Source organism: Roseovarius sp. THAF8 (assembly GCF_009363735.1).
Classification (GTDB): Bacteria; Pseudomonadota; Alphaproteobacteria; order Rhodobacterales; family Rhodobacteraceae; genus Roseovarius.
Map to the genome: position 1 here is coordinate 2,682,009 of NZ_CP045410.1, position 15,723 is coordinate 2,697,731.

Consider the following 15,723-nt stretch of genomic DNA (forward strand, 5'->3'; position numbering starts at 1 on the left):
GCCCCCCGGATCGGCAGGGCTGAGCCTCCGGAAGGCGGGGTCGCCCGTGGTTCGCATCTTTGAATACCGCGCCACGGCGAAGGTTCAGACCCTTGCACGGAGTCTTTCCAATGGACAGCGGCAAAAGCCTGTGATTCCGTCACGGCATGACGGACCCGCGCATCACCATTCGGATCACGGCCATGATCGGCATCGCCACCCTGGTGGTGCTTCTGCTGATGGGGCGGAACCAGACCTGCCCCTGCGGCTGGGTCGACTTGTGGGGCACGGTGGGCACCAGCGAGGGCAGCCAGCAGGTGTTCGACTGGTACTGGCCAAGCCACCTGCTGCACGGTGTGCTGTTCTACGCACTTCTCTGGGCGGTGGCGCGGCGCGTGGACGTGGGCTGGCGGCTGGTGATCGCCACCCTGGTGGAGTGCGCGTGGGAGATCGTCGAGAACACGGACGCGGTGATCGAACGTTACCGCGAGGTGACGATCTCGCTCGACTACTATGGCGACAGCGTGCTCAATTCGGCCTCGGATATCGCGGCCATGTGGCTGGGCTTCTGGCTGGCGCGGCGCCTGCCGGTCTTGGCCAGCGTGGCCGTCGTGGTGGGGTTCGAGCTGCTGACCCTGTGGATCATCCGCGATAACCTGACGCTGAACGTGCTGATGCTGCTCTATCCGGTCGAGGCGATTGCCGACTGGCAGGCCGGGGGTTGAGGCCCGGGGGCTGAATCCGGCGTCAGGAGGTCCCGGCTCGGAGGCCGGGACGGGGCGGTGCCAGCGGCAGGACTTGCCGCGCGCGCTTCGTGTCGCCGGTGCGCGAGGGGACGAGGATCGCGCCGGGTTGCCCGAGGTCCAGGCGCGCGGGCCGGCCTGTTCTATGCGCCGGTTCCGAAAGCGATCACCATGCCGTCCCGTCCCACATGCAAGGGTCCACCATAGGAGGGTTCGACAGCGGCGCGCCAATGCGCCTCGGTGATGTCGGGGTCGCCGGACGGGATCAGGTGGTTCAGCGCCAGCGCCTTGACCCCCGCGCCGGCGGCGATGCGCCCCACCTCGTCGGCCGGGGAATGGCTGCGCAGGATATGCTCCAGCAGGCGGTTGTCGCCCGTGCCCATGCGCTCGACGATGGCCTGAACGCCCTCGGGCAGCATCGCCTCGTGCACCAGGAGGTCGGCGTCACGGGCAAAGGCGATCATCCCGGGCATCGGCGCGGTGTCGCCCGACAGGACCAGCGTGTCGCCGCCATGTTCCAGCTTCAGCGCAAAGCTGTGCTCGACGGGGGGATGATCGTTGCGCAGCGCCGATACCAGCACGCCCTCCAGGTCGATGGGCCGCATGTCCGAAAGGTGGCCGATCGAGAACAGCTCGTGGAAGGGCGGGCGGCCCTCGTCCTCTTCGCGCAGGGCGATGTCGTATTCCATCGCGCCCAGGAAACCCTGCCAGTAGGTCTCGATCCCCGGCGGGCCGAAGATCGGGATCTCGTGCTGCAACCCGCCGGTCCAGGCGGTGTGCAGAAGCGGGCCCAGCTCGAGGACATGATCGGAATGCAGGTGCGTGATCAGCACCGCGTCGAGCGCGGTCAGCGGCAGGCCCGCCGCGCCGATGGCCTGTGCGACCCCGAGGCCCGCATCGACCAGCAGGGTAAGGCCGCTCATTTGCACCAGCGTCGACGTGGGCATCGGGCCGCCGGGGCGAATGGCCGGGCCGCCCTTGGTGCCCAGAAGGACCACGGCGCTTTGCATGTCCTCAGTCTTCATCCTTGTCGTCCTTTTTCCTTTCCCGTGTGCGGCGCGCGCGCTTGCCCATGCTGATGAAGGAATAGATGACCACCGCCGCCAGCAGGAGGATCACGATGTTCATGCGTCCCCCTCCGCTCCGGCGTCGCTGCCGTGCCGGTCCGCAGAGGTGTCACGCGGCTGCGGGCCGCGCGGCCTGTCACGGCCGAGAAAGACCACGGCGACGGTTGCCAGGATGACCAGGCCGATCGCGCCGGCGACAAGGTTCGACAGAAGGGTCATGTCACCCCCGGCCTGCGGTAGCGGCTGTCTGCCAAGGCGCTTGGGCCGTGGCGGTGCGCGTGTCGGGATCGGTCGGGCGGGTCATGGCGCGGTTCCTCCTGTCTCCCGAGACGTAGCCGCTGCGGCGCGGTCTGCCAAGTCGCGCCCGGTGCGGGCCGGGGCCATACGCGAGGTTGCGGCTTGATCCCGGGTCGGGCTTGGTCTCAACTGCGGTGCCGAATGGCGGCACGCGGAGGCGGGGATGACACGCGCGACACCTTTATGGCTGCTGGTGACGGCGCAGGCCGTGGTCAGCGCGGCGTCGCTGGTGGTCGAGATCGTGGCCGGGCGGATGCTGGCGCCGCATGTGGGCATGTCGCTTTACACCTGGACGGCGGTCATCGCCGTGGTCCTCGCAGGCTTTTCGGCAGGGCACTGGTGGGGGGGACGGCTGGCCGAGAAACCCGCCGGGCAGGCGCTGCGCTGGACCGGGGGCGCGATGCTGGCCGGGGCGGTCACCACGGCGGGTGCGGTGCTGATCCTGCCGGCGGTGGCGGGCTGGGTGCTGGACGCCGTCGCGCAGCCGGTCTGGAGCATCACGGCGCTGACCATGCTGGTCTTTTTCCTGCCGTCCTTTTTCGCCGGTGTCCCGGCGCCGGTGCTGGCGGTGATCGCGGTGGCCACGGCCCGCCGGACCGGCCCCGCCATGGGCGCGATGTTCGCCGCCGGGGCCGTGGGGGCGATTGCGGGCACGCTGCTGGCGGGGTTCGTGTTCATCTCGTGGCTCGGCTCGGCGACGACGCTGGTGGTGGTGACGGCAGTCTACCTGATCTCGGGCCTGCTCTTTGCGTGGCTGGGGCGCTGGCGCGCGACCGGGGCAGGGGCGCTTGCGGTGCTGCTGGTGATCGGCGCGGGATACCTGGCGCTGGCCGCGCCCGACCCCTGCGACCGCGAAAGCCGGTATTTCTGCCTGCGGGTCGAGGATATCTCGGCCGACCCCGCCGACCCGGTGCGCCTGATGGTGATCGACCACCTGGCCCACGGGATCAGCGCCCGCCGCCTGCCCGAGGTGCAGTTCACCGATCACACCGCGATGCTGGACCGCCTGTCGATGCTGCGCGCCCCGCGTGACGATTTCACCAGTTTCCACATCGGCGGCGGCAATTACGCCGTGCCCCGTGCCTTTGCCGCGCGCGGCACCGGCGCGATCACCGTGGCCGAGATCGACCCGGCGGTGACGCGCATGGCGGCAGAGGCGTTCTGGTTCGACCCCGCCACGGCGACCGTCCTGCACGAGGATGGCCGCCGCGCGCTGCTGACCCGGCCCGGGGCGCGGTTCGACATCATCATCGGCGACGCGTTCACCGATGTCGTGGTGCCGGTGCACCTGGTGACGCAGGAGTTCTTTCAGCTTGCGGCGGATCGGCTGACCGAGGATGGCAGTTTCCTGATGAACGTGATCGACCACGAGGACAGGCTGGGCGCGCTGGCATCCATCGTGGCGACGATGCGGACGGTCTTTCCGGTGGTCGAGGTCTGGACCGAGCAGGCCCGGCCCGCGCCCGGCCAGCGCGTCGTCTTCGTCGTGGTGGGCGGCCAGACGCGGACGCCGGAAAGCGCCATTGTCGCGCGGGCGCCCGACCCGACGCGGTTCGGCGCCTTTGCCGACGACATGGTGGCGCAGCTGGCGGACCGGCGCGGGCAGGTTTTGACCGATGATTACGCGCCGATCGACCGGCTGATGGGCCGTGCGGACTGACGGCGCGGCGAAGCGCCGAAACGAAAACGCCCCCGCAGGCGGCTGCGGGGGCGTCGGGCGAACGGGGGCTCTGCGCCCCCCGCGCCTCAGACCTTCAGGTTGGGAATGATCTGTTTCTTGCGGCTCATCACGCCGGGCAGGACCACGGTGTCGCCCGACACGGAGGCGTCGAAGCTCTTCTCGGCCACGCCCTTCACCAGGTCGTTCGGGACCAGCAGGGTCGCTTCCTCGTTCAGGATGTCCACGACGAAGAGCAGCACCTGGTCGACGCCGTCCTCTTTCGCCACGTCCTGCATCGAGGCCATCAGGCTGTCCTTGCGGTCCAGCACGGTGGCCGGCGCTGTGGTTTCCAGGACCGACACGCGGAACTTGGTGCCGCCGACCTCGTATTCCTTGCTGTCCATGCGGATCAGCTCGGCGTCGGAAAAGGCCGACACGTCCGACTTGGCCGCGAACATCTCGGCGGCGTAGTCGGCGACGCTGACGCCCAGGTCGCGGGCCAGTTGCTCGGCCGTGGCGCGGTCGTGGTCGGTGGTGGTGGGGCTGCGGAATTCCAGAGTGTCGCTGAGGATGCAGGTCAGCGCCGCGCCCTTGGCCCAGTCGGGCATGCGCTGGGCGTCCTCGCCCATCAGGTCGATCATGATCGTCGCGGTGCAGGCCAGCGGGCGCACGGTGATGTCGATCGGCCCGGAGGTTTCCAGCCCGCCGACCAGCTTGTGGTGGTCGATGATGCCCTGCACGTCGGCGCCGTTGATGTTGGTCGGCAACTCGGCGGGGTTGTTGGTGTCCACCACGATGCAGGGCTGGCCGTCATCGACATTGGTGATGATGCGCGGCTTGGGCAGGTCCCACTTTTCCAGCATGAAGGCGGCCTCGGTGTTGGGCTCGCCCAGAAGGACGGCCTCGGCATCGCCGCCCTTCACCTCGTTGATGTACCACGCCCAGAGGATGGGCGAGCCGGTGCTGTCGGTGTCGGGGGATTTGTGGCCAAATACGAGCGTTGTCATCGGATGTGTCGTCCTCAGGGCTGAAATGAGATTGTTCGCGCGCCTTATAGGGCTGTGCGAAGGGCTTGTCACCCATGCAACCTGCGGCCAAATTGCCGGGATGCATGATGCCCGCGAAACCCTGTTATACGCCCCGGTCAAGGCCTGGCTGGAGGCGCTGGGTTATGACGTGAAGTCCGAGGTCGGCCCGGCCGACGTGGTGGGCCTGCGCGCGGATGCCGAGCCGGTTGTGGTGGAGCTGAAGACCGGCTTTTCCCTGACCCTGCTGCAACAGGCGGTGGCGCGGCAGGCGGTGACCGAGCAGGTCTATGTCGCCGTGCCGCGCTGGAAGGGCAAGGCGGGCTGGCGGGCGTTCAAGGGCAATATCGGGCTGTGCAAGCGGTTGGGGCTGGGGGTTCTCAGCGTGAAACCGGACACGGGCGAGGTGCACGCGCATTGTCACCCCGCGCCGTTCCGGCCGCGCCAGTCCAAGGTCAAGCGCGCAAGGCTGCTGAAGGAGTTCAACGGCCGGCGGGGCGATCCGAACGAGGGCGGCACGCGGGGGCAGATCGAGACCGCCTACAAGCAGGATGTTCGGGCCTGCGTGGCCTACCTGTCCGAGCATGGGCCGTCTTCGGGCGCGGTGATCGCCAAGGCCACCGGCGTGGCGCGGGCGACGCGGATCATGGCGGACAATCATTCCGGCTGGTTCTTCCGGGTCGAGCGCGGGGTCTATGCGCTGAGCGACGCTGGCATGGCGCTCTGTGAAAGCGAAACCGATGCGTGACGCGCTCCGCGCGGCGCTGCTGTCGCCGGTGCTGGTGCCACAGGCGGCCTGGGTGATGCTGCGCGCCGCACGCCTGCCCGAGGCGGCGGGCCCGCGCGACGGCGTGGCCGGGCAGGGCGCGGCGCTGCGAGTGTTGATCGTCGGGGACAGTTCGGCTGCCGGCGTGGGCGTCGAGACGCAGGAGGACGCGCTGGCCGGGCGGCTGGAGGCGCATCTTGCGCCGTACCACCGGGTGCACTGGCGGCTGGAGGCGCGGGGCGGGGCGACCACGGCAAGCGCCCTGGCCGATCTGGGGTGGATACCGCGTGCGCAGTTCGACGCGGCGGTGATCGCGCTTGGCGTGAACGACGCCAAGAACGGGATGCGCCGGGCGCGGTGGCGACGCAATTACAGTGATCTCGTGGCTTTGTTGCGGGACAGGTTCGGGGTAGAACGGATCGTCGCCTCGGGCGTGCCGCCGCTGGGGGTGTTCCCGCTGTTGCCGCGCCCTTTGCGCGGTGTGCTGGGCGCGCGGGCCGCCGCGCTGGATTCCGAATTGCGCGCGCTTGTGGCGCAAGACCCCGCGTTGGCTTACGTTGCAATGGCGTTCCCGATGGACAGGGCGCTGATGGCCGCCGACGGGTTTCATCCGGCCGCCCCGCTCTACGACCTCTGGGCGGGCCGGGTGGCGGAGCGGATAAGGGAGGGCTGAGCGTCATGTTGTGTCGTATTGGCGAGGTGGAGGTGTGGCGCATCCTGGAGATCGACGCGCCGTTCCTGGCACCCGAAGAGATGTTCCCGGGCGCCGGTAGGCATGTGGGACGGATCATCGCCGAAAAGGTGCCGGGCGGGCTGTGCCCCGCGACGGGCCGCGTGATGCTGCCGATCCAGGGCTTTCTGTTGAAGACGCCGGGTCACGTGATCCTGGTGGATACCTGCGTCGGCAACCACAAGACCGCGCCCAGCTTTCCCGACTGGCATCAGCGCGACACGCCGCGTTTCCTGAACGCGCTCGGCGCGGCGGGTGTGTGGGTGGAGGATATCGACTATGTCCTGTGCACGCATCTGCACGTCGATCACGTGGGCTGGAACACAAGGCTGCTGGACGGGCGCTGGGTGCCGACGTTTCCCAACGCGCGCTATTTGCTGCCGAAGGCGGACGAGGCGTTCTATGCCGAAAAAGCCCGGGGCATGTATGACGAGAGCCTCCTGCCGGTGATCGAGGCCGGGCAGGCGGAGCTGGTCGACGGCGCGCACGGGATCGGAGACCACGTGACGCTGATGCCGACGCCGGGGCATACCGGGGGGCATGTGTCGGTCCGGGTGCATGGCGGCGGGGCCGAGGCGGTGATAACCGGCGACGCGATCCACACGGCGGCGCAATGCTGGCATCCCGAGTGGCATTTCACCTTCGATCAGGATGCCGAGCGGGCCGTGCTGTCGCGCCGGATGCTGCTGGAAATGGCGGCGGAACGTGATGCGCGGGTGCTGGGCACGCATTTCCGTCTGCCGTCGCTGGGTCGGGTGCGGGTGGAGGGGGACGCGTTCGCGTTTCTGGAGGACGACTGAAGGAGCGCCAGGGCCGACCCCCGGGGTGGCGATCCAACAGTGGTTCTGAAGCACTTTATCTTTGCCAAGTCATCGAAGTGGCCGAGCGATGCGCCGAACCCAGCCAAATCGCCGCCCCCTGGGTGGGGGTCATGCCAAAGGCATGCTTCCAGCATGACGATGGCGCGGCGGCGCGATGCGCCTTGATTCCGCGCGCAGGGGTGTCCAAGGGGGCGATGTTCGCTTTTTCGGACGGGGCGTAGGGTGCGTTTTCAACGCACCGTGGCGGCACAGATGTTTCCCGGCCCAAGTCAGGTGCGTTGAAAACGCACCCTACGCGAACGCCGCCTCCAGCGCGATGTCCACCATGTCGCCGAAACCGGCCTCGCGGTCTTCGCTGGGCAGGGCCTCGCCGGTTTGCAGGTGGTCCGACACCGTCAGCACCGAGAGCGCCCGCGCGCCGTACCGCGCGGCCAGCGTGTACATCTCGGCGGTTTCCATCTCGACGGCGAGGATGCCGTGGCGGGTCATCTGCTCGTTGAGGTCGGGCCGCTCGTCATAGAACGTGTCCGAGGAATAGATGCCGCCCACGTGATGCGGCACGCCCCGCGCCTCGGCCGCCGCCACGGCGGCCCGCAACAGGCCCCAGTCGGCGCAGGGGGCATAGTTCAGTTCCCGGAAGATGGTCGAGGAGGGCGTGCCGACGCTGCTTGCCGTCATGGCGATTATCACGTCGCGCAGGCCCACATGCGCCTGCATCCCGCCGGTCGAGCCGATGCGGATCAGCGTCTTCGCGCCGAGGTCTCGCATGAGCTCGTTGGCATAGATCGACAGGCTCGCCATGCCCATCCCGCTGCCGTGGATCGTCACCGGGTGGCCCCGCCACGTGCCGGTAAAGCCCAGCATCCCGCGCACCGCGTTGACCTTGCGCGGCGCCTCCAGGAACCGCTCGGCGGCCCACTTGGCGCGCATCGGGTCGCCGGGCATCAGGACGGTTTCGGCAATGTCGCCGGCTGAGGCGCCTATATGGATCGTCATTGACTGCCCTTCGGTCTAAGGTCGCGTTAAGGTCGCGCAAAGGTAACGCCTGCCCCCGCCGCCGCAAGAGAGGACACACACAAATGCGGATCATGGCCCTGCTGGCCCTGCTCATGGCGATGCCCGTCGCCGCCCCTGCGCAAACCGCCGACGAGATCGGCGTGGCGCGACACGTGCTGTCGCAGGCGCAGGCGCGCTCGGTGGCCGAGAACCGCGAATATTGCGGCTATATCGGCTACACCGCCTCGGGGCAGCTGGCCACCACCCCGGCCCGGCGCGGGTTCCTGAATTATTGCCAGCCCCGCTGGCCCAAACGGCTGCGGGTGGTGGCGTCCTGGCACACGCACGGCGCCTATGACGAAAGCGCCTGGTCCGAGGTGCCCACCGTCAACGATATCCGCGCCGACAAGGGCGAGGGTATCAACGGCTATGTCGGCACGCCTGCCGGGCGGCTGTGGTTTCTCGATACGCGCCGCATGGTGGTGCGCCAGCTCTGCGGTCCGGGCTGTATCCCCGCCGATCCGCGCCACGTCATGGGCGCCGAGGGGCCGATCGCGCGCTCCTATTCGCTGCGCGAGTTGATGCGGCGCGAGGCGGCGCAGTTCCCCTGAAGCGATTCAGCCCATCCCGGACGGGCTTTAGCGGGCGTACTTGATAAACGGCGTCAGCTGCCCGATCCGGTCGTAAAGCTGCCTTGCCTGCGCATTGAAATGCTGGGTGTTCCAGTAGACGGCCGGCGTGCCGTTGGCGTCGGCGGCGGCATAGACCGCCTCGATCAGCTTGCGCCCCACGCCGGTGCCGCGCACCGAAGGGTCGGCATAGAGGTCCTGCAGGTAACAGATCTTCTCGACCCGCCAGTTATGCGGGTGAAAGATGTAATGCACCAGTCCCACCGGCGTTTCGCCGTCCAGCGCCAGCAGCCCATTCTGGTCGGTCACCTCGGGCGCGCAGAGCCGCGCGAAGGTGGTGGCATAGACCTCCTCGCTGACACTGCTTTCGTAGAATTCCAGGTACGCGGTCCAAAGCCGGCGCCAGTCGGTTTCGTCCTGCGGTGCGATGGGGCGGATGGTCAGGCTCATGATGGGGGTCCTTCGGCTGCTCGGCGCAGATTGGGCCGAGCGCCCGGCGGATTCCAGCGTTTTTTCGCCGAGCGCATTGCATCGGGCGCTGGGACTGGCCATCTGTGTCGTCAACGAAACCGAGGCTACCCGTCGAGGAGACCAAAATGATTTCACGTATCGCAATCGCCACCGCCGCCGCGCTGTCGCTGGGCACCGCCAGCATCGCGCAGGAGGCCACCGGCACCGCAGAGAGCACGGACTCGCAGACCACCGGCTCTGAGACCACCGGCACGCAGAATGCCGAAACCCAGCAGGCCGCGAAGGAGCCGCCGACGAAGTCGCTTGAGAAGATCGAGCCGGCCGAGGGCATCAGCAACGAGACCCTGACCGACGAAAAGCTCAACGCGTTCGTGCAGGCGCTTGCGGCGATCAACGCGGTCGGGCAACATTTCGTGCCCAAGATCGAGGCCGAAACAGACGGCGAGAAGCGCGCCGAGCTGATGGCCTATGCCAATGACTCCATCGTCAACGCCATCGAGGTGATCGCCGACATCACCCCGGCGGAGTTCAAGGCGATCGACATCGCGGCACAGCAGGACGAGGAACTGAACCAGCGCATTCTTGACGAGATCAAGGTCGCCGCCGCCGAAGGCAAGGCCGCGCAAGAGGCCGCGGAAGAAGAGGCCGAAGCCGGCGAAGGCACCGAGGACGGTGCCGAGAGCGAAGCGCCCCAGACCGAGTAAGCGCGCCGGACCTACGGCACGCTCAATACGCTCCGGGGTCGCGCACTATCCCCCGCGAATGACCCCGGAGCGTATCAGAACAGCCCGTTGTCGTTGGCCGACTGGCCAGTGATGACCTGCAGGACGTCCCAATGCTCGACGATCCTGCCATTCTCGTCAAAACGGAAAATATCCATGCCGGCGTAATCGTCGCTGCCCGGCCATGTCTGGTGGCAATGCAGCACCACCAGATCGGCCTCGGCCACGGCGCGGACAAAGCGCACCTGTTTTCCCGGATACTCGCGCGCCATGCGCTCGAAATAGTCGATGAACGCATCCTTGCCATCCGCGACATGCGGGTTGTGCTGGATATAGGTGTCGCCCGCGAACTGCGCGATGGCCTCGCGCGGACGGCATTGATTGAACATCAGGTCGTAAAAGGCCATGGCACTGGCCTTGTTGCGATCCGTCTGGCCGGTCACTCCGCCGCGACGGCCTTGGGATCGGCCAGCGTGACGATGTCCATCATGATCGTGTTCAGCTCGAAATCCTTCGGCGTATAGACCCGCGACACGCCCATCTCCAGCAGGCGCTTGGAATCCTCGTCGGGGATGATCCCGCCGACGATCAGCGGCACGTGGCCCAGACCCGCCTCGCGCATCCGGGCCAACAGGTCCTCGACCAGCGGCATGTGGCTGCCCGACAGGATCGACAGGCCGATCACATGCGCCTCGTCCTCCAGCGCGGCGGTCACGATTTCCTCGGGCGTCAGGCGGATGCCTTCGTAGGAAATGTCCATGCCGCAATCGCGGGCGCGAAAGGCGATCTGCTCGGCGCCGTTGGAATGGCCGTCAAGGCCCGGCTTGCCCATCAGGAACTTCAGGCGGCGGCCCAGTTTCTTGCTGACCGCATCGACCGCGTCGCGGATATCGTCAAGGCCCTCGGTCCGGTTCGACGGGCTGCCCGAAACGCCGGTGGGGCCGCGATACTGGCCGTGGATCTGGCGCATCTGTTCGGCCCATTCGCCGGTGGTGACACCCGCCTTGGCGGCGGCAATGGAGGCCGGCATGATGTTCTCGTTTTTCGAGGCCGCCTCGCGCAGGGCCGCCAGCGCGGTTTTCACCGCGTCGTCGTCCCGCTCTTCGCGCCAGGCGTTCAGGCGGTCAATCTGCTCGGCCTCGGTCGCGGGGTCGACGCGCATGATGCCGCCATCCTCGGATTGCAGCGGGCTGGGCTCGGAGGTGGTGAACTTGTTGACGCCCACCACGGTCGTTTCGCCCGCCTCGATCCGGCCCAGCCGGTCGGCGTTGCTGTCCACCAGCCGCGCCTTCATGTGCTCGATCGCCCCGATGGCGCCGCCCATGCTGTCGAGCGTCTCAAGCTCCTGCCGGGCGCTTTGCTTCAGTTGCTCGACACGGGCGTCGACGGCGGGGTTGCCATCGAACAGGTCCTCGTATTCCAGCAAATCCGTCTCGTAGGCCAGGATCTGCTGCATCCGCATCGACCATTGCTGATCCCACGGGCGGGGCAGGCCAAGCGCCTCGTTCCACGCTGGCAGTTGCACGGCGCGGGCGCGGGCCTTTTTCGACAGCGTCACCGCCAGCATCTCGATCAGGATGCGGTAGACGTTGTTCTCGGGCTGCTGCTCGGTCAGGCCGAGGGAATTGACCTGAACGCCATAGCGGAAGCGGCGGAACTTGGGGTTCTCGACGCCGTAGCGGGTTTGCAGGATCTCGTCCCAGAGGTCGACGAAGGCGCGCATCTTGCACATCTCGGTCACGAAGCGGATGCCGGCGTTGACGAAAAAGCTGATCCGCCCCGCCAGCGCCGGAAAATCCTCTTCGGGCACGCGCGGTTTCAATTCGTCCAGCACGGCGCAGGCGGTGGCCAGCGCAAAGGCCAGCTCCTGCTGCGGCGTCGCGCCGGCCTCCTGCAGGTGGTAGGAACACACGTTCATCGGGTTCCACTTGGGGATATGGGTGTAGCAGTATTCGGCCACGTCCCCGATCATCTTGAGGCTGGGTTTCGGCGGGCAGATATAGGTGCCGCGGCTGAGGTATTCCTTGATCAGGTCGTTCTGCACGGTGCCCTGCAGAGCGCTGACATCCGCGCCCTGTTCCTCGGCCACCGCCACGTAAAGCGCCAGAAGCCACGGCGCGGTGGCGTTGATCGTCATCGAGGTGTTCATCTGGTCCAGCGGGATCTGGTCGAAGAGTGTGCGCATGTCGCCCAGGTGACAGACCGGCACGCCGACCTTGCCGACCTCGCCCTTGCTGAGAACGTGGTCGCTGTCATAGCCCGTCTGGGTGGGCAGATCGAATGCCACGCTGAGGCCCGTCTGCCCCTTGGCGAGGTTGCCGCGATAGAGCGCGTTCGACGCCTTGGCGGTGGAGTGGCCCGCGTAGGTGCGGATCAGCCAGGGACGATCCTTGGGGGTCTCATTCTGCATCTGCGACATCGGGCGGCCTCGTGAATCGGTTTGCGCAACTTTCTTTCAACAGCGGCAAAGTATTCGGAATTATGTGACGCTGTCAATTCGCTGCGTTGCGGCAATTCGGGGCGGGGTGGGTTTGAGAGGCCCCGTCGAACTGAAACGGCAGGTCTTTATCTCTCGCGCGGAATCAAGGCCGAAGGCCGCCGCGCGATCGCCAGACCGCCCCCCGGTCTGGCGATTAGGTGCCGCTGGCGCTTTGAATTGAAGTTTTCCGGAGTTGGCATGAATAAAGTGCCATGAACCACCCTCGGGTCGCCAGCCCGCGGTCTGGCAATCGCGCGGCTTGCACTCCAAACGGCAACCTCTAGGCCCCGTTTTCCTTTGTACCCCTTCACCCGGGCTGGCATGGTGCGGGCAATGACGCAAACGGTTGAACTTCCCCTCTGGCTATTGGTGCTGATCCTGCTGTTCGCGGCGGTGACATTTGCATCGCATTTCCTGTTCCCTTCGGTGCGCTGGTTCTTCCGCCGCCGGATGGAGCGGGTGGTGAACCGCCTGAACCAGCGGCTGGAACGCAAGATCGAGCCGTTCAAGCTGGCGCGTCGCTATGACATGATCCAGCGGCTGATCTACGATCCCGAGGTCAGCAAGGCGATTGCCGAGCACGCGCGGGAAAACGGCATCCCCGAGAACGTGGCCTTCGAGAAGGCCAAGCGCTACGCGCGCGAGATCGTGCCCAGCTTTTCCGCCACCGCCTATTTCGGCATCGCGATCCGGCTGGCAAAGCTCTTGAGCACGGCGCTTTACCGCGTGCGGATGGGCCGGTTCGACGCAGAGGGGATCGGCCGGATCGACCCCGACGCCACGGTGATCTTCGTGATGAACCACCGCTCGAACATGGATTACGTGCTGGTCACATGGCTCGCCGCCGAGCAGTCGGCGCTCAGCTATGCCGTGGGCGAATGGGCGCGGGTCTGGCCGCTCAGCCGGCTGATCCGCACCATGGGCGCCTATTTCATCCGTCGCCGGTCGCTCAACGCGCTCTATCGCCGGGTTCTGGCGCGCTATGTCGGCATGGCGACGGATGGCGGCGTGACGCAGGCGGTCTTCCCGGAGGGTGGCCTGAGCCTTGACGGGGCGCTGGCCAAGCCCAAGCTGGGCATCCTGAAATACATCATCGAGGAACGAGAGCCAGACGGGCGCGACGTGGTCTTCGTGCCGGTCGCCGTGAACTATGACCGGGTGTTCGAGGATCGCATCCTTGTCGCGGCGGGCAAGGCGGGCAAGCGCCGCTTCGGGGCGCGGATCAGCGTTGTGGGGGGCTTCGTGCTGAAACAATTCTGGCTGTGGATCACCCGGCGCTATCACCGCCACGGCTATGCCGCGGTCAGTTTCGGCGCGCCGGTCTCCCTGTCGGCGTTTCAGCGCGAACACCCCGGCGCCCCGGTCGAGAGGCTGGGCGACCGCCTGATGACGCGGATCGGGCAGGAGGTGCCGGTTCTGCCGGTGCCGATGGTCGCCCACGCCCTCCTGGCGGCCGGAACGCCGCTGCCCGAGGCCGAGCTGAGAAAGGTGCTGGCCGGGATGACCGACAGCCTGGGGCAGGCCCATATCCACATCCCGCGCGAGGATCTGGCCTATTCCGTCGAGGTCGGCCTGCGGATCCTGCGCAAGCGCGGGCTGGTCCGCGACACCGCGGAGGGCATCGAGATCGTGCCCGAAGAGCGCGACCTGCTGGTCTATTACGCCAATTCGATCCGGCAGTTCTTTGCAGATGCGGCGCAAGACGGCTGATTTTGCTGCGACTGCAGGGTTATAAAATTTCAAAAACGCACAAGTTGGCATTGCATTGTTGCGCAATGAAAGATATTTCAGGGCGGACACGCGCGATTCTGCATCGCGGCAAACGCTTATGAAGGAGGCCCCGATGGCTCTGGACACCGACACCGGAATCGCGCCCTACGACGCGCCCGAGAAAGACCTCTACGAAATCGGCGAATTGCCGCCCCTGGGGTACGTGCCCAAGCAGATGTACGCATGGGCGATCCGCCGCGAGCGTCATGGCGAGCCCGACAAGTCGTTCCAGGTCGAGGTGGTGGACACGCCGACGCTGGACAGCAACGAGGTGCTGGTGCTGGTGATGGCCGCGGGCGTGAACTACAACGGCATCTGGGCCGGCCTGGGCGAGCCGATCAGCCCCTTCGACGGGCATGGCGCGGATTACCACATCGCAGGCTCCGACGCGTCGGGCGTTGTCTGGGCCGTCGGCGACAAGGTCAAGAACTGGAAAGTGGGTGACGAGGTCGTGATCCACTGCAACCAGGATGACGGCAACGACATCCACTGCAACGGCGGCGACCCGATGTTCTCGCCCACGCAACGCATCTGGGGCTACGAGACGCCCGACGGCTCCTTCGCGCAGTTCACCAACGTGCAGGCGCAACAGTTGATGCCGCGGCCCAAGCACCTGAGCTGGGAGGAAAGCGCCTGCTATACGCTGACGCTGGCCACCGCCTATCGGATGCTGTTCGGCCACCACCCGCACGAGCTGAAGCCCGGGCAGAACGTGCTGGTCTGGGGCGCGTCGGGCGGTCTGGGGTCCTTCGCGATCCAGCTGGCCAACACCGTGGGCGCCAATGCGATCGGCGTGATCTCGGACGAGGACAAGCGCGATTTCGTCATGTCCCTTGGCGCGAAGGGCGTGATCAATCGCAAGGATTTCAACTGCTGGGGCCAGCTGCCCAAGGTGAACAGCCCTGAATACAAGGAATGGTTCACCGAGGCGCGCAAGTTCGGCAAGGCGATCTGGGACATCACCGGCAAGGGCAACAATGTCGACATCGTGTTCGAGCACCCGGGCGAGGCGACCTTCCCGGTCTCCACCCTCGTGTGCAAGAAGGGCGGCATGGTCGTGATCTGCGCCGGCACCACCGGCTTCAACTGCACCTTCGACGTGCGCTACATGTGGATGCACCAGAAGCGCCTGCAGGGCAGCCATTTCGCCCACCTGCAACAGGCCTCGTCCGCCAACAAGCTGGTGGTCGAGCGCCGCATCGACCCCTGCATGTCCGAGGTTTTCCCGTGGGAGGAAATCCCCGGCGCGCACATGAAGATGCTGCGCAACGAGCACAAGCCGGGCAACATGGCGGTGCTGGTGCAATCGCCCCGCACCGGCCTGCGCACGGTCGAGGACGTGCTGGACGCCGGCAAGAAAGGTTAAGCTTTCTCCCTGACGGGCCGGTTCGGCCCGCATCTGGCCCGCGAATCGGTGACCCGGTTCGCGGGCTTCTTTCGTTGTCCTGCGCCGGGTTCAACGAATTCAGGAGGCTGGAAATCTCGCCCTCGCTATTTCCGGGGAGTGAAAAACCGCGAATACGTCCAAAATCTTAAACATGCTAAAGTTGAGTTAACCTTTCGTTAAC

General features: G+C 66.7%; 16 protein-coding genes. 9 read left to right on the top strand and 7 right to left on the bottom strand.

What is annotated here, in order from left to right; genetic code table 11:
• Window positions 1–146: 146 nt before the first annotated feature.
• Entirely contained in the window at window positions 147–704 is a 558-nt protein-coding gene (locus FIU85_RS13120; protein ID WP_152497202.1) for a DUF2585 family protein, read from the top strand.
• Window positions 705–865: 161 nt separating this feature from the next.
• Here the strand turns inward: FIU85_RS13120 and FIU85_RS13125 are convergent, their stop codons facing one another.
• Both FIU85_RS13125 and FIU85_RS22050 read right to left on the bottom strand, forming a co-directional pair.
• Complete coding sequence (locus FIU85_RS13125; RefSeq protein WP_152497203.1) at window positions 866–1,747, bottom strand: MBL fold metallo-hydrolase; 882 nt, start codon at window positions 1,745–1,747, stop codon at window positions 866–868.
• Between the two features lie 99 nt (window positions 1,748–1,846).
• A complete protein-coding gene (locus tag FIU85_RS22050; protein ID WP_172978165.1) occupies window positions 1,847–2,008 on the bottom strand; it encodes a hypothetical protein in 162 nt (53 codons plus the stop codon).
• Window positions 2,009–2,249: 241 nt separating this feature from the next.
• Here FIU85_RS22050 and FIU85_RS13130 point away from each other — a divergent pair, with 241 nt between their 5' ends.
• Window positions 2,250–3,746 (top strand): fused MFS/spermidine synthase, encoded by a 1,497-nt coding sequence (locus tag FIU85_RS13130; protein WP_152497204.1) that lies wholly within the window; start codon window positions 2,250–2,252, stop codon window positions 3,744–3,746.
• A gap of 86 nt (window positions 3,747–3,832) precedes the next feature.
• Here the strand turns inward: FIU85_RS13130 and FIU85_RS13135 are convergent, their stop codons facing one another.
• Complete coding sequence (locus FIU85_RS13135; protein ID WP_152497205.1) at window positions 3,833–4,753, bottom strand: manganese-dependent inorganic pyrophosphatase; 921 nt, start codon at window positions 4,751–4,753, stop codon at window positions 3,833–3,835.
• Between the two features lie 100 nt (window positions 4,754–4,853).
• On the opposite strand from FIU85_RS13135, the gene FIU85_RS13140 reads away from it, so the two are divergent.
• Genes FIU85_RS13140 through FIU85_RS13150 form a run of 3 tightly spaced genes read left to right on the top strand, consistent with a single transcriptional unit; the run spans window position 4,854 to window position 7,067 of the window.
• A complete protein-coding gene (locus FIU85_RS13140) occupies window positions 4,854–5,519 on the top strand; it encodes a DUF2161 domain-containing phosphodiesterase (RefSeq protein ID WP_152498253.1) in 666 nt (221 codons plus the stop codon).
• Complete coding sequence (locus tag FIU85_RS13145) at window positions 5,512–6,210, top strand: SGNH/GDSL hydrolase family protein (protein ID WP_152497206.1); 699 nt, start codon at window positions 5,512–5,514, stop codon at window positions 6,208–6,210. The genes FIU85_RS13140 and FIU85_RS13145 overlap by 8 nt, the downstream gene beginning before the upstream one ends.
• A gap of 5 nt (window positions 6,211–6,215) precedes the next feature.
• On the top strand, window positions 6,216–7,067 hold the full coding sequence (locus FIU85_RS13150; protein WP_152497207.1) for an MBL fold metallo-hydrolase: 852 nt from the start codon (window positions 6,216–6,218) through the stop codon (window positions 7,065–7,067).
• Between the two features lie 312 nt (window positions 7,068–7,379).
• On the opposite strand, the gene deoD is transcribed toward FIU85_RS13150, so the two are convergent.
• Window positions 7,380–8,084: a purine-nucleoside phosphorylase gene (deoD, locus tag FIU85_RS13155; RefSeq protein WP_152497208.1), complete on the bottom strand. Its 705-nt coding sequence runs from the start codon at window positions 8,082–8,084 to the stop codon at window positions 7,380–7,382.
• Window positions 8,085–8,167: 83 nt separating this feature from the next.
• Here deoD and FIU85_RS13160 point away from each other — a divergent pair, with 83 nt between their 5' ends.
• Window positions 8,168–8,695, top strand: coding sequence for a DUF4329 domain-containing protein (locus FIU85_RS13160; protein WP_152493982.1), 528 nt, complete (start codon window positions 8,168–8,170; stop codon window positions 8,693–8,695).
• A gap of 27 nt (window positions 8,696–8,722) precedes the next feature.
• Here FIU85_RS13160 and FIU85_RS13165 read toward each other — a convergent pair whose 3' ends face one another.
• Window positions 8,723–9,163 (bottom strand): GNAT family N-acetyltransferase, encoded by a 441-nt coding sequence (locus FIU85_RS13165; RefSeq protein WP_152493981.1) that lies wholly within the window; start codon window positions 9,161–9,163, stop codon window positions 8,723–8,725.
• 146 nt (window positions 9,164–9,309) lie between these two features.
• On the opposite strand from FIU85_RS13165, the gene FIU85_RS13170 reads away from it, so the two are divergent.
• Window positions 9,310–9,888 (top strand): DUF4168 domain-containing protein, encoded by a 579-nt coding sequence (locus FIU85_RS13170; protein ID WP_152497209.1) that lies wholly within the window; start codon window positions 9,310–9,312, stop codon window positions 9,886–9,888.
• Window positions 9,889–9,962: 74 nt separating this feature from the next.
• Here FIU85_RS13170 and FIU85_RS13175 read toward each other — a convergent pair whose 3' ends face one another.
• Window positions 9,963–10,349 carry a nuclear transport factor 2 family protein gene (locus FIU85_RS13175; protein WP_152497210.1) on the bottom strand — a complete coding sequence of 129 codons (387 nt, stop codon included), beginning with the start codon at window positions 10,347–10,349 and terminating at the stop codon, window positions 9,963–9,965.
• Window positions 10,346–12,325 (bottom strand): protein meaA, encoded by a 1,980-nt coding sequence (locus tag FIU85_RS13180; protein ID WP_152497211.1) that lies wholly within the window; start codon window positions 12,323–12,325, stop codon window positions 10,346–10,348. The genes FIU85_RS13175 and FIU85_RS13180 overlap by 4 nt, the downstream gene beginning before the upstream one ends.
• A 393-nt stretch (window positions 12,326–12,718) precedes the next feature.
• On the opposite strand from FIU85_RS13180, the gene FIU85_RS13185 reads away from it, so the two are divergent.
• Together FIU85_RS13185 and ccrA are read left to right on the top strand one after the other, a co-directional pair.
• Entirely contained in the window at window positions 12,719–14,095 is a 1,377-nt protein-coding gene (locus FIU85_RS13185; protein ID WP_152497212.1) for a 1-acyl-sn-glycerol-3-phosphate acyltransferase, read from the top strand.
• A 133-nt stretch (window positions 14,096–14,228) separates the two neighbouring features.
• Complete coding sequence (gene ccrA / locus FIU85_RS13190) at window positions 14,229–15,521, top strand: crotonyl-CoA carboxylase/reductase (RefSeq protein WP_152497213.1); 1,293 nt, start codon at window positions 14,229–14,231, stop codon at window positions 15,519–15,521.
• Window positions 15,522–15,723: the final 202 nt, after the last annotated feature.